Here is an 11,594-nt window from a genome sequence, read left to right as displayed (position 1 = left end):
CTGGACAACCGCTTGGGACTTCTAGACACATCGACTGGAAATTGGACAGCGATCTTGGAAACCAACAGAAACCAACATGTGTTCGGAGGTGGTCGTAGAGGCGCACCCTGCCGATCAACCGCCGATAACTGACATTATGTCAATTTCTAGATGGCGCTACCTCGTGGTGAGGTGCAGCCTCTCCGATACTTCAGTCGCAGTCTCAGCCAGGCCAGCGGTCACCAGCCGCCGATCAGCACTGACGAGGGGGATCTTCAGCGCTGCTGCGGCGGCGGCCCAACTGGCGTCGTAGAACGACAGACCGTGCGTCTCCGTGATCCGAGCGGCCTCATGCAGCCACTCGTGCGACATCGCCAATGGTGAGCCTACGATCGCAACGAGGTCGTCCAGCTGACTGGCAACCTCATCTGCCCTCCACCTCAAAGCACGCGCCAGTACGTTTCCGACCTCGTAGAGGGCCAGGTCCAGCACATGCGCATCGACGTCACCGTGGACGTGTGAGTCTCGGATCGCACGTGCTTCCGCGAGCTCGCTCTCCCCCTCCGAGTGAAACCACTTGATCAACACCGAAGTGTCAACCAGCAGGCCGGTCATCGACGCTCGTCGCGGTCAGCGCGTACGACGTCGGCCGACTCGAAGCTTCCGGCATCGCGGAAGCGCCGCTCCGATCGCTCGATCGCAGCCGCGAGGTCGACCGGGTCACGGCGCTCGAGCTCGCGCCTTGCGGCCGCAGCGAGGAGTGCGCTGCGGCTCGTCGAGCGACGCTTCACCTCCGCGTCCAGTTCGGCCAGCAGATCATCGGGCAGCGAGACCATCACCTTGGACATACTCAGAGTATAGCCAAGAGTATAGCCAACGTGGTGCGCCGCCCCCAGGGCAGCCCGATCTGCGGCTTGCCGACCACGCGACGATCCTCGGAATACGCCACATCTTGATACGCAGTCATTCCAGCACTACTAATCTGCGTATTCCATCAGATGAATGTCTCCCGATTTGTGACCGCCTCCTTGTAGAAGACTCGGAGGACAGCACCCGTAAGGTCCTTGCCCATGGAGTTCGTCTCGGTCCCGAAGGCCAAGCCCGGTGACAAGGTCGCCGTACTCTCCCCCTCGTTCGCTGCGCCAGCCGTCGCCCCGGCTGTGCACGAGCAGGCAATGGAGCGGCTTGCGACGGTGACGGGGCTGACTCCCGTCGAGTACCCCACGACACGGAAACTCGGCGCTTCCCCTGAAGATCGCGCCGCCGACCTGAACGAAGCCTTCCGCGACCCGGAGATCCGCGCGGTCCTCGCCGCGATCGGCGGCGAGGACCAGATCACCGTCGTCCCGCACCTGAACGCCGACCTCGCTCGCCACGATCCCAAGCCCTTCCTGGGCTACAGCGACAACACGAACATCCTCAACTGGCTGTGGACCCACGGCATCCCCGGGTACTACGGCGGTTCGACCCAGGTACAGCTCGGCCCGGGACCGCGGCTCGACCCCGTCCACGAGCAGTCTCTGCGCGCGGCGCTCCTCGGCGGCGAGCGCCTGGAGCTCATCGAGCCCGGTGAGTCCGAAGACATCGGACACGACTGGAACGATCCCCGGGCCTTGAGCGAGTTCGGCGAGCGCGAACCGACCGAGCCCTGGACCTGGGCCGGACCTGCCAAGTCCGTCACCGGACGCACCTGGGGCGGCTGCATCGAGGTAGTCCAGTGGATACTCACGGCCGGCCGATTCCCTGCCGACCCCGCGGAAGTCGGCGGCGGCGTACTGCTTCTCGAGACCTCCGAGGAGCTGATCCCCGCCCGCGAGTTCGGCTGGATCCTCAGGTCCCTCGGCGAGCGTGGCCTGCTCGCGTCCGTTGACGCAGTCGTGGTCGCTCGCCCACCGACCTCAGACTTCACCGTCCGGCCATCGGCCGAAGAGCGCAAGGCCAAGCGCGCTGAACAGCGGGATGCCGCGATCTCCGTCGTCGGTCGGTACAACCCCGGCGCTGTCATCGTGGTGGGCCCGCCCTTCGGCCACACACGACCACAGTGGATCGTCCCCTACGGCGGCCTCATGACCGTCGACGGGAGTCGCAGGCGGTTGTTCGCCGACTACGCGTGACCACCCTTCTCACCACGCCCGCCCGGGCACTCCGGCTCCGAACGACGGCGCGCCTACTCTCCGCGGTCGAACAGCTCGCGCCGGTCGAAGGCCACCCGGCCCGCGATCACGGTCGCGACCACGCGGGCCGGGAGGCTCATCGCCTCGAAGGGCGTGTTCTTCCCGATGCTGCTGAGCTCGCCGGGCACGACGGACCACGTCTCCCGCGGGTCGACCAGGCACAGCGTCGCCGGCTCACCGACGGCCAACCCGCGCCCATGTCGGCTCCCCACTCCCCCGATTCTGGCCGGGCGCTCCGACATCGACGCGGCGACGTCACGCCAGGTCATCCGGCCGGTCTCGACCATCGTCGCGGCGACCACCCCCAGCGCCGTCTCGAGCCCGAGCATGCCCGGCGGCGCGTCGCACCAGCGCCGCGCCTTCGCCTCGGCGCTGTGCGGTGCGTGGTCGGTGGCGATCACGTCGATGACCCCCTCGGCGAGCGCCCGGCGTACCGCCTCCCGGTCCTCCTCGGTGCGCAGCGGTGGGTTGACCTTGAACCTGGTGTCGCTTCCCCGCGTGGCGGTGTCGACGAGCGCGAGGTGATGGGGGGTGACCTCCGCGGTGACCGGCAACCCACGCTGCTTCGCCCACCTCAGCAGCTCCACCGACTCCGCCGTCGAGACGTGGCAGATGTGCAGCCGTGCGCCTCGAGGTGCGCCCTCGGCGGCCAGGACCAGGTCACGGGCCACGATCACCTCCTCGGCGACGCCCGGCCACGGTGGCAGGCCAAGCGCTTCGGCGGCCGCGCCGGCGTTGACCTGACCACCGGCGGAGAGCTCCGGCGATTGGGCATGCTGAGCGAGGACGCCGCCCACGGCGCCGATCCGACCGAGGGCCTCCCGCATCAGCACCGGATCGGCCACGCAGTGGCCGTCGTCGGAGAAGACGCGCACTGCCGCCGCCGAGGCAGCCAGGTCCTCGATGGGGGTGAGTGTCTGGCCCGCCAGGCCAACGGTGACGGCCCCGACCGGATAGACGGCACAGGATGCGCTCGTCTCTGCTCTCCGGGCCACCTCCTCGACGATCGCGACGGAGTCCGCGACGGGATCCGTATTGGCCATCGCGAAGACCGCCGCGTAGCCCCCGGCGACCGCAGCCGCCGTACCTGTCGCCATGGTCTCGGCGCCGCCGGGCCCCGGCTCGCGCAGGTGGGTATGGAGGTCGACGAACGCCGGCAGCCCGATCAGGCCGGCGCAGTCGACGACGACTGCGCCGTACCCGTCCAACTGCGGGCCGATCTCGACGATCCGGCCGGCCTCCAGACGTACGTCGGCCTCCTGCTCGCCGTACAGCGAGAGTCCCCGGAGCAGGCGGGTGCCGCTCACGTGGTCGCCCTCGGACCGCGGCTCGCCAGCTCCTCGTCGAGCAGCAGCAGGCTCCGGGTCAGCACGTCGACACCGGTGACGATGTCGCTTGCCTTGGTCCACTCCTCCGGCACGTGGCTGAGCCCGTCCTTGCTCGGCACGAAGATCATCCCGGCCGGCATGATGTGGTTGATCATCTGGCTGTCGTGGCTGGCGCCGCTGGTGATGGGACGGTAGGCCACCCCAGCCGCCCGCGTGGCCTCCGCGAGCACCTCGCGCAGCCACGCGGGCAGGACCACCGGGGAGGCGTCGCCGAGCAGCTCGATGCTCAGTTGGATCCGCCGCCGGTCGCAGACGGTACGCGCTCGACGGACGAGCTCAGCCGCAGTGGTGCGCTGCCGGTCGCTGTCGACGTCGCGGATGTCCACGGCCATCCGGACCAGCCCGGGGATCGTGGTGATCGAGCCGGGATGTACCTCGAGCCGCCCGACCGTGGCCCGGGTTCCCCGGTGCTGGGCGTCGGTCGCCAGATCCTCGGCGTGCAGCACGATCTCGGCCGCGGCTGCCAGCGCGTCGGCGCGGTGCGCCATCGGCGTCGCGCCCGTGTGGGAGGCCTGGCCCTGAAGCTCCAGGGAGAGCCGAGAGCTGCCGGAGATCAGGTCGACCAGCCCGATGGCGATCCCGGCGCACTCGAGCACCGAACCCTGCTCGACATGGAGCTCGACGAAGGCGGCCCAGTCCGAGGGCTGCCAGGGTCGGCGTACCGCCTGTCGCGGGTCCAGGCCGACGCTGGTCATCGCCTCTGCCAGGGTCACGCCGCGGATGTCGCGGCGCTCGTAGAGCTCAGACTCCCGGGTCAGCCCGGCCGCCAGCCGGCTACCGAGGCAGGCCTGGCCGAAGCGCGCCCCCTCCTCGCCGGCGAAGGCGACGAAGCGGATCGGGTGCACGGGCCGGGCGCCTTGCTCAACCAGTCCGCGCGCGACCGCAACCGCGCTGACCACTCCGACGATGCCGTCGAATCGGCCGCCGCCCGGCACGCTGTCCAGATGCGAGCCGGTCCCGATCGCCGGCAGCCCCGCGCCCGTGCCCGGCAGTTCGGCGAGGGTGTTGCCCGCCGGGTCCACGTGGACCTCGAGGCCGAGCTCTCGCATCCAGGACGCGAACAGATCGTGGGCCTCGCGCTCCAGCGGAGTGTAGGCGAGGCGGGTCACGCCCGGGCCCGGCTCCGAGAGCCGCGCGAGCTGGTCGAGCAGGCCGGCGACCCAGGCCGCGTCGTCGCGGTCTGCCGGCGCGGTGCCCGCCGGCTCGATCCCGGCCAGGCCCCTCATGCCGTCTCCTCGGCGTGGTCGTGCAGTACGACGACCGCGTGGCCGGCCGCTCGCGCCTCGGCCAGCGCCGGGCTGTCCGCGATGGCCCCGATCGCCGCGATCCTCCCCTGGTGGAGCTCGACCAGGCTCGTCAGCGCTCGCCAGGAGCCGGTGGTCCGGAACTGCGGTGCCAGCACCAGGACCCGGGTCCCAGCCGTCTGCTCGTCCACAGCCTCGACCAGCCCCTCGAGCTCCTGGGCGCGCACGACCGGCACATCGCGGGCGGCGCCGACCACATGCGCAAGCACCGCGCTGTCCGGGTCGTCCCAGATCAGGATCTCCTCGATCGCGGTGTCGCCGAGCCGCGCCAGCAGGGCCTCTCCCAGCCGCCGCGCCCGGCGCGGCTCCACTGCGAGACTCTCCACGTCGTCCACCCGTCTCACTCCCCCTCACCCTTGCCGTGCGCGCCCAGCAGGTCCTCGATGGTCAGCAGGGCGGTGAGCGGCAGGTCCACCGCGGCCAGCGCCGCGGCCGCGCCCTGGAGCCGGTCGACGACGGCCATCACGCTGACCGCCTGCGCACCGACCTCCCGCACCCGCTCCACGGTCGTCAGGGCCCGCTGCCCGGTCGAGATGACGTCCTCGACGACCAGGACCCGCTCGCCGAGGTGCAGCTCGCCTTCGACGGAGCGCGCCCCGGACCCGGCCGTGCGGCGCCGCACGATCGCATAGGGCAGCCCCGACTCCAACGCGAGGGCGACGACCACCGGCACCCCGCTGAGCTCGGGACCGACGAGGCGGTCGACGTCGCTCGGGATCTGGGCCGCCATCAGCGAAGCGAGCCGGCGCAGGATGGTCGGCTTGGTCTCGAAAAGATACTTGTCGAGGTAGTAGTCGGTGGTCTCGCCGGAGCTGAGCACGAACTCCCCGCGCAGATGAGCCGCGGCGAGGATGTCGTCGGCCAGCTCGGCTCGGCGTTCCTCGGTGCTCTGCAAAGCACCGAGCCCGAGCAGGTTCAGTGCCTCCTCGACATGTGAGATCACCGGTCGACTCCCTTCGTTGTGCCGGTCATGGTCAGGTCTGGCTCGGTTCCGACGGGGCGTGCAGATCCAGCACCAGCCCCTCCCCCAGCTCAGCGGCGCGCCGGGCGACCTCTGCGGCCGCCATGACGTCGCAGGCCGCGAAGCCGACGCTCTTGAAGACCGCGATCCCCTCCGGCGTACGCCGGCCGGCGGCCGCGCCGCGGACCACGTCGCCGAGCTCGGCGACCGCCGAGCGGTCGACCAAGCCGCTCTCGATCGGCCCCGAGATGTCGGCGGCGCCGTCGACACCACCCCGCAGGGTGTCGACAGCCAGCACTTCCGCGCGCGCGACGGTCGCCGGCTCCAACTCGCTCGAGTGGCGGTCGTGACTTCCCACGCCGCACACCAGCGCGCCGCTCGCGATCCAGGCGTCAGCGATCACCGGCGTGGATGAGGTGGTGGCGGCGACCACCACGTCGGCACCCACCACGGCCTCCTCGGCGCTGGCGGTCGCCTCGACCCGGACGCCGGCCTCGAGCACCTCGGCCCGCATCATCGCGACGAAGGCCTCCAGCCGGCTCCGGTTGCGTGAGAAGACCCGGACACGGCGCACGGTGGGCAGGACCTCGGCCAGGGCGAGGATCTGTGTCCGCGCCTGGATGCCCGACCCGATGACCGCCACCTCGCTGGCTCCCGGCGCAGCCAGGTACCGGGCCGCGACACCCGTCATCGCGCCGGTGCGCAGGTCGGTGATCACCTCGCCGTCGAGAAGCACCTCCTCGCCGCGCTCGGGATCGAGCAGCAGAATGCTCGCCGAGCTGCCCGGGATCGTTCCGATCGACTCCGCGAACCGGTGCCAGACCTTGACCCCGAAGCGGCTCCCGCCGACGACCGAGGGCATGACCAACAACTCGCCCGCAGGCTCCGTCGTGGCCAGCTGGTGGCGCGGTGGGGTGTCCGCCCGACCCAGGACGTGGATCGAGGCCGCGGCCTCGACGACCGCCAGCGCGTCGGTCATCGTGAAGACCCGCCGTACGTCGTCGGCGCTCAGGATTCGCATCGTCGTCCCCTCATCCCAGGGTCTGGCCGCCGTCGATCATGACGGACGCGCCGACGATGAAGCCGGCCTCCTCGGAGGCGAGCAGCACCGCGGCGCCGACGAGGTCCGCGACCTCCCCGAGCCGTCCGGCCGGGATCGTGGCAACCCGCGCCGCCTGGAACTCCGGGTCGGACAGGTAGCTGCGATTCAGGTCGGTCAGGAACGTCCCGGGGGCGATGCTGTTGACGCATACGCCGTACGGCGCCAGCTCGAGCGCCATCATCCGGGTCAGCATGGCGATCCCGCCCTTGGACGCGCAGTACGCCGTGCTCCCGGGCCAGGCCTGCACCTGCCGCGTGGACGAGACGTTGACGATCCGGCCGTAGCCGCGCTCGACCATTCCCCTCGCGACGCGCTGGCCGACCACGAAGTAGCCCGTGAGGTTGGTGTCGATGACCTTCTCCCACTCCTCGATGGAGAGCTCGAGGAAGGGCGCCGTGCTCATCACGCCGGCGTTGTTGACGAGGATGTCGAGCGGGCCGACCGCGGCCTGGACCGCCGCTACCATGGCGTCGACCTCGCCAGCGTCCCGGACGTCTCCGGTGACCACCGTCGCCCGCCCGCCGGTCTGCTCGATCCGACGGCGTACCACCTCGGCGGCCTCCACGTTGCGGGCGTGCAGCGCCACCGTGGCACCCTCGGCCGCGAACCCGACCGCGATCGCCGACCCGATGCCACCGGAGGCTCCGGTGACCAGCGCGGTCCTTCCAGCGAGTCTCATCGCTCCGCCCGCAGCAGGGCGCCGTACCCCGGGATCGGCTGCTTGATGCCGAGCTCGCGCAGGCACCACCACAGGATGCTCTGGTTGCAGCCGACGACAGGCTTCCCGAGGTCCTGCTCGGCCTCCTCGAGGAGCTGCAGCATGGCCAGATTGGTCGCGGAGGCCACCACGCCGTCGACTCCGTCCGAGTCCGCATCGCGCAACATGTGGTAGGCAGTCGTGGGCGGCTGCCGGTTCGTCTCGTACCACTCGCGCGGGTCACGGCTGCCCACCCGGAAGTCGCGGTGCCGTGCGGCCAGCACCTCCACGCCCTGTCCCGCGAGCGCCGACTCGAAGAGTCGCCCGGACCGATCGGTGTACGGCGTCACGACTGCGACCCGCTTCAGGTCGAGCGCGGTGACCGCCTCGAGGATCGCGGTGGTCGCAGTGACCACTGGCAGCCCACAGGCCTCCTGGATGATCTGCGGCAACCGCACCCGGGCGTCCTCCCCGGCGTTGAAGCTGGTCTCGGCGCAGGCGTACACGACGACATCGACGCCCATCTCGGCGAAGGCCGTGGCCGAGTCCAGGGCCTGCCGTCGCATCTGGGCGTGCTCGGTCACGGTCAGCCGCGAGGCATGGAAGCTGATACCGGGCAGTCCCAAGGAGTAGAGCTCCGGCTCTGCGACGACATTGTCCGCGGGCAGGATCAGCCCGATGCGGGCTCGCCAGCCGAAGCCGCTCACCTGGCGGCTCCCGCCGCCGTACCGAACCCGGCCTCGTCGGGCCGCTCCCACCCAGCCGCGTCCAGCAGGTCCTGCAACGGCCAACGCTCCTGACCCAGGATCCGAGGCTTCTCATACATCCGGCGCTCCTCCCCCATCGGGGCGGTCGCGTCGATTCCCATCTTGGCGCTCGCCCGTGGTGCAGGTGCGGAGGGATCCAGGGTCGGTGAATAGAGGTCAGGGACGATCACGACATCGCGGTCGGGCTGGACGCGGGTGTTCACCGCCCACTCGACCTCGGTCGCCTCGTAGACGTCGACATCCTCGTCGACGACCGTGACCAGCTTGGCGCCCAGCGGCGCCGCCAGCAGCGCGAGCATCACGTTGCGAGGCTCGAAGGGGTGGCGCTTGCGCATCGAGACCACCACGTGATGACGGGCGGTGCCGCCAGGGGTGACGTGGACGTCCTTGATCTCAGGGGTGACGCGGAGGGCCTCGCGAAAGGCCATCGCGGTCGCGCTCGGCTGCATCATCCAGTGGTTCTCGGTCATCGGTATCCCGGTCAGGGTGTTCTGGTACATCGCCCCTCGCCGAGTCGTGATCGCGGTGACCTCCATGACGGGAGCGAGCTTCGCCTCGCTGTAGGTGCCGGGGTACTCCCCGAACGGACCATCGAGCTCCAGCCGGCCGGGGTGGACCCGGCCCTCGATGATGATCTCGGCGGTGGCGGGGACCTCGAGGTCCACGGTGGTGCCCTTGACGAGCTGCACCGGCTCGCCCCGGAATCCGCCGGCGATGCCGAACTCGTCCCGGCCGTACGGCGCCCGCGCCTGCGAGGCGATCTGAGTCGCCGGCTCGGCTCCTATGACCACGGCGATGTCGGCAGCCTGGCCCCGCTCGTGCCACCGCTCGATGATCGTGCGCAGGTGCCGTCCGGGCGGAGCGAAGACGGTCAGCTCCCGCGGACCCAGGGGCAGCTGCCGGTGGATCGAGACGTTGCGCACCCCGCTCTCCGGGTCCTTCGCGACCTGGAGTCCGGCCGTCAGATAGCGGCCGCCGTCGAGCTCGTAGTGCCGCAGCAGCGGCAGCGCCAGGACGTCGAGGTCTGCACCCTCGATCACGATCTCCTGGCACGGCGCCGGGCCGGTCACGAGCTCCGGCTCGAGATACCGGGACTCCAACTCGTCGAAGTGCCGCAGCAGGTAGTCGTAGTCGTGGCCCAGGGCCAGGGCGACCCGGCGCCTGGCCGCGAAGAGTCCGCTCAGGCACGGGTACGCGCTCTCCCGCATCCTCTCGAAGAGCAGCGCCGGCCCGTCGAGATCGGAGGTCTCGCGGGTCAGGGCGACGGCCTGGTACTCCCAGTCCACCTCCTCGGTGACTCGCAGCAGGTCCCCCCGATCCTCCAGCGCGGTCACGAACTCTCGCAGGTCACTCCACGCCACGTGTCATCTCCCGATGCTTGGGTTGCTCGTCCGCTCGCCCTGTCGCGGCGACCGTCCGGCCCGGCCCACAGTCCGGCTTGCGCTCCGTCGATCCGCCTGGAGTAGACTTCTGCCACACGGAAGTTGCTTCCATCAGCGAGGTGTCGTTACTGTGCCGCGACTCGCCCGCCTTGTCAAACCCGCACTCGGCACCGGCACGGCGCGCTCCGCAGCCGTGCCGCACGGCACGCCGCAACCGAAGATCGAGGTGAACATGCAGGTCGTGATCAGGGCCATCCGGCTCCTCTCGGCGATCGGCGAGGCCGGCCCCCGCGGACTCTCGCTGACCGAGTTGGCCACCACGCTCGAACTGCCTTCGCCCACTGCGCATCGACTGCTCAAGGTGTTGGTCGCCGAGGGGATGGCCTACCGCGACCCCCAGTCGCTGCTCTACTTCCCCGGCGAGAAGATGGTCACGATGGCCCGGCCCCGCCCGGCGGCTACGCTGGCCGACCAGATCCGACCGCATCTGCGGCAGCTCAGCGACCGGTTCGACGAGACCGTGTTTCTCACCCAACTCGTCGGTCCGCGGGCGGTCTGTGTGGCGCTCGCCGAGAGCCAGCGCCCGCTGCGCATCAGCGTGGAGGTCGGCCGGGAGATGCCGTTGCACGCCTCGGTCGCGGCCCGGGTGCTGCTCGCCTTCCGCGACGACGACCTGGTCAGAGACCTGCTCGACGGCTACCAGATGAGTGCCTTCACACCGAAGACCCCCACCAGCACCGATGACGTCCTCAAGCGGCTCGGGGTGATCCGCAACCGCGGCTATGAGATGTCCTCCGATGAGTTGGACCGCAACATCTGGGCGGTCGCCGTGCCGGTCTGGCTCCACGATGGTGTCGCTGCGAGCCTGACGATCGTCGCCCCGGTAGAGCGCAGTGTCGACGAGGAACACCGTGCCGAGATGCTCGACGCCGCCCGGGAGACCGCCAGTCTGGTCCAGCGCGGGACCGGCACCCGGGCCACGGCCCGATGACCCGCGCCGAGCCGACCAGGCGGCTGGTGGTGGCGATGACCGGCGCGTCCGGAGCCGCGTACGGCGTACGGATCCTGCAGATCCTGCGCGACCTCCCCGAGGTCGAGACTCACCTGGTACTCAGCCGCGGCTGCCGATCGACCCTGCACTACGAGACCGGACGGACCGCCCGCGAGGTGAGCGAGCTCGCCGACGTGGTCCACGCCGACCACGACCTCGGCGCCTCGATCGCCAGCGGCTCGTTCCGCACCGACGGCATGATCGTCGCTCCATGCAGCGTCAAGACCCTGTCCGCCGTGGCGAACTGCTACTCCTCGACCCTGATCGCGCGGGCCGCCGACGTGACCTTGAAGGAACAGCGGCCGCTGGTGCTGATGGTCCGCGAGACGCCCCTGCACCGAGGGCACGTGCACCTCATGGATCTGGCCATGACCTCCGGTGCAGTGATCTTCCCGCCAGTCCCGGCGCTGTATGCGCGGCCGGCCTCGATCGAGGACCTGGTCGACCACTCCGCGAAGCGAGCTCTGGATCAAGTTGGCCTGCATCTGGACTCTCTGCGCCGCTGGGAAGGCGACGAGTTGAGCACCCGGTCGCCGCGGCCTCCCGCCGATCCCAGCTGATCGGGCTCCACCTCGGCCGCCGGGAGTGGCGTCGGTCACCGACAACTTTCGGCGAGCCCGACCGAAGGCGTTGACAGCCCTCGGACGACCGAGCTACGGTCCCTGCCACCTCGCGGACTTCTGTTCCGTACTACGGAAGTCATCCGATGGTCGGGCAGCGTCGCCTTCCCACCGGCATGGCGCCGACGTCCCCAGAGCTCCGCACCGCTGATCCGTGCATCGAGGCACG

Annotated in this window: 13 protein-coding genes; 3 read left to right on the top strand and 10 right to left on the bottom strand. The window is 70.3% G+C overall.

Going from position 1 to position 11,594, the window contains the following annotated elements:
• Positions 1-156 precede the first annotated feature (156 nt).
• Together ACYVKX_RS21630 and ACYVKX_RS21625 are read right to left on the bottom strand one after the other, a co-directional pair.
• A complete protein-coding gene (locus ACYVKX_RS21630) occupies positions 157-594 on the bottom strand; it encodes a type II toxin-antitoxin system VapC family toxin (RefSeq protein ID WP_460835764.1) in 438 nt (145 codons plus the stop codon).
• Entirely contained in the window at positions 591-815 is a 225-nt protein-coding gene (locus ACYVKX_RS21625) for a ribbon-helix-helix protein, CopG family (RefSeq protein WP_460835765.1), read from the bottom strand. Before ACYVKX_RS21625 ends, ACYVKX_RS21630 begins: the two co-directional genes overlap by 4 nt.
• Before the next feature lie 234 nt (positions 816-1,049).
• On the opposite strand from ACYVKX_RS21625, the gene ACYVKX_RS21620 reads away from it, so the two are divergent.
• On the top strand, positions 1,050-2,093 hold the full coding sequence (locus ACYVKX_RS21620) for a S66 family peptidase (protein ID WP_460835763.1): 1,044 nt from the start codon (positions 1,050-1,052) through the stop codon (positions 2,091-2,093).
• 53 nt (positions 2,094-2,146) lie between these two features.
• Here the strand turns inward: ACYVKX_RS21620 and ACYVKX_RS21615 are convergent, their stop codons facing one another.
• The 8 genes from ACYVKX_RS21615 to ACYVKX_RS21580 are packed head-to-tail and all read right to left on the bottom strand — an operon-like array spanning position 2,147 to position 9,733.
• Positions 2,147-3,460, bottom strand: coding sequence for a dihydroorotase (locus tag ACYVKX_RS21615; protein ID WP_460835762.1), 1,314 nt, complete (start codon positions 3,458-3,460; stop codon positions 2,147-2,149).
• Positions 3,457-4,767 (bottom strand): allantoate amidohydrolase, encoded by a 1,311-nt coding sequence (locus tag ACYVKX_RS21610; protein ID WP_460835761.1) that lies wholly within the window; start codon positions 4,765-4,767, stop codon positions 3,457-3,459. The genes ACYVKX_RS21615 and ACYVKX_RS21610 overlap by 4 nt, the downstream gene beginning before the upstream one ends.
• The gene (locus ACYVKX_RS21605) at positions 4,764-5,171 is read right to left on the bottom strand and encodes a hypothetical protein (protein ID WP_460835760.1); all 408 of its coding nucleotides are present in this window, start codon (positions 5,169-5,171) and stop codon (positions 4,764-4,766) included. The genes ACYVKX_RS21610 and ACYVKX_RS21605 overlap by 4 nt, the downstream gene beginning before the upstream one ends.
• Positions 5,172-5,185: 14 nt before the next feature.
• On the bottom strand, positions 5,186-5,788 hold the full coding sequence (gene pyrE / locus ACYVKX_RS21600) for an orotate phosphoribosyltransferase (protein ID WP_460835759.1): 603 nt from the start codon (positions 5,786-5,788) through the stop codon (positions 5,186-5,188).
• A gap of 31 nt (positions 5,789-5,819) precedes the next feature.
• Complete coding sequence (locus ACYVKX_RS21595; protein ID WP_460835758.1) at positions 5,820-6,827, bottom strand: ornithine cyclodeaminase family protein; 1,008 nt, start codon at positions 6,825-6,827, stop codon at positions 5,820-5,822.
• Positions 6,828-6,837: 10 nt separating this feature from the next.
• Positions 6,838-7,587, bottom strand: coding sequence for an SDR family NAD(P)-dependent oxidoreductase (locus tag ACYVKX_RS21590; protein ID WP_460835757.1), 750 nt, complete (start codon positions 7,585-7,587; stop codon positions 6,838-6,840).
• Positions 7,584-8,312 carry a maleate cis-trans isomerase family protein gene (locus ACYVKX_RS21585; protein WP_460835756.1) on the bottom strand — a complete coding sequence of 243 codons (729 nt, stop codon included), beginning with the start codon at positions 8,310-8,312 and terminating at the stop codon, positions 7,584-7,586. Before ACYVKX_RS21585 ends, ACYVKX_RS21590 begins: the two co-directional genes overlap by 4 nt.
• Positions 8,309-9,733 carry a UbiD family decarboxylase gene (locus tag ACYVKX_RS21580; protein WP_460835755.1) on the bottom strand — a complete coding sequence of 475 codons (1,425 nt, stop codon included), beginning with the start codon at positions 9,731-9,733 and terminating at the stop codon, positions 8,309-8,311. The genes ACYVKX_RS21585 and ACYVKX_RS21580 overlap by 4 nt, the downstream gene beginning before the upstream one ends.
• A gap of 151 nt (positions 9,734-9,884) precedes the next feature.
• Here ACYVKX_RS21580 and ACYVKX_RS21575 point away from each other — a divergent pair, with 151 nt between their 5' ends.
• Positions 9,885-10,745, top strand: coding sequence for an IclR family transcriptional regulator (locus tag ACYVKX_RS21575; protein WP_460835754.1), 861 nt, complete (start codon positions 9,885-9,887; stop codon positions 10,743-10,745).
• Positions 10,742-11,365, top strand: coding sequence for a UbiX family flavin prenyltransferase (locus ACYVKX_RS21570; RefSeq protein ID WP_460835753.1), 624 nt, complete (start codon positions 10,742-10,744; stop codon positions 11,363-11,365). Before ACYVKX_RS21575 ends, ACYVKX_RS21570 begins: the two co-directional genes overlap by 4 nt.
• Positions 11,366-11,594 lie beyond the last annotated feature (229 nt).

It is taken from the genome of Nocardioides hungaricus (assembly GCF_054782915.1).
Note: the sequence above shows the minus strand (reverse complement) of the source record. Positions and strands in the feature narration are given on the sequence as shown.